Origin of the sequence: Methylobacterium sp. WL18 (assembly GCF_008040015.1) — a bacterium.
GTDB classification, from domain to species: Bacteria; Pseudomonadota; Alphaproteobacteria; order Rhizobiales; family Beijerinckiaceae; genus Methylobacterium; species Methylobacterium mesophilicum.
On the sequence record NZ_VRVD01000900.1, the window covers coordinates 1 to 1,476 of the forward strand.

General features: G+C 74.6%; 1 protein-coding gene and 1 pseudogene. One reads left to right on the forward strand and one right to left on the reverse strand.

Going from position 1 to position 1,476, the window contains the following annotated elements; all coding sequences use genetic code 11:
• On the forward strand, positions 1-1,130 hold a 1,130-nt coding region (glp, locus tag FV228_RS29495; protein ID WP_147857698.1), incomplete at its 5' end, for a gephyrin-like molybdotransferase Glp.
• Positions 1,131-1,134: 4 nt separating this feature from the next.
• Here the strand turns inward: glp and FV228_RS29500 are convergent.
• A pseudogene (locus FV228_RS29500) lies at positions 1,135-1,476 on the reverse strand (hypothetical protein); the annotation flags it as partial.

The window sequence follows — 1,476 nt, forward strand, 5'->3', positions numbered from 1 at the left end:
GGCGAACGCTGGCGGCCGATGTCGCCGCCTCCCGGACGCAGCCGCCGTTCCCCGCCTCCGCCATGGACGGCTACGCGGTCCGCTTCGCCGATGCGTCCGTGGTGGGCGCCAGCCTGAGATTGATCGGGACCAGCGCGGCCGGCCACGGCTTCCCGGGACGCATCGGCCCCGGCGAGGCGGTGCGGATCTTCACCGGGGCCCCCGTGCCGGAGGGTGCTGACGCGATCCTGATTCAGGAGGACGCGGAAGCCGAAGGCGAATCCGTTCGGGTGATGGAGGCGGTCGAACAGAGCCGCTTCATCCGCCGGGCCGGCCTCGATTTCACCGCCGGCGAGACGCTGCTGGTCGCTGGCATGACTCTCGATGCCCGGCGCCTGGCGCTGGCCGCGGCGGCCGGCCATCCCGAACTCTCGGTCCGGCGCCGGCCGCGCGTGGCGATCCTTGCCACCGGCGACGAGCTTGTGGAGCCCGGCGCCGTGCCGGCCTGGGACCAGATCGTCGCCTCGAACAGCCTCGCGCTTGCCGCCCTCTCCGCCGAGGCCGGCGCCGAGATTATCGACCTCGGCATCGCCGCCGACGACCACGGCGCCCTCGAGGACGCGTTCCGGCGCGCCCGCGAGGCTCGGGCCGACCTGCTGATCACGCTCGGCGGCGCATCCGTCGGCGACCACGACCTCGTCCAGGCCGCGCTCGCCCGGGAGGGGCTGGAACTCGGCTTCTGGCGGGTGGCGCTCCGGCCCGGGAAGCCGCTGATGCACGGGCGGCTGGGCGACATGCTGGTGATCGGCCTGCCCGGGAATCCGGTCTCGTCGATCGTCTGCGGGCTGCTGTTCGTGGTGCCGGCGATCCGGGCCCTGCAGGGCGACCCGCAGGCGGGCGCCGACCGGAGCGAGCCGGCCACGCTCGCCCGCGACCTGCCGGCCAACGATGGCCGCGCCGACTACATGCGCGCCACCCTCGCGCTCGAACCCGGCCGCCTGCCGGTGGCGGATCCGGAGAAGCGCCAGGATTCCTCCATGCTGGCCGTGCTCGGACGCGCCGAGGCGCTGCTGATCCGCGCGCCGCACGAGCCCGCCGCCACGGCCGGCGATCCCTGCCGGATCATCCGGCTCGACCGCCGGCTGCTATGACGGCCTAACGAACAACTCGCCAAACCTTCAGCGGGCCCGGCAGCGCGACGGACTCCAGCCGGTCGGACTGAACCTCCCCGCGGGCGAGCCGGGTCGCGAAGGCCGGTTCGGCCTGAAGGTCGTCGGCCGGCCGGGCCGGGCAGGCCACCACGTAGCGGACCCGGAAGGCGTCGAGCACGCGGCCGAGATCCGCCTCGGTGCCGCCAAGTCCCTCGATCGCTGCAGTCAGGCCCGGAATCGCCCGGTGATAGGGCGCGGCCACGATGGTGTGCGGCGTGCGCAGCAGGATCGACGGTCCCAGCGCGATCGGCGCCAGCACCGTCCCGGCGGGGAGCGCCGCCAGGGG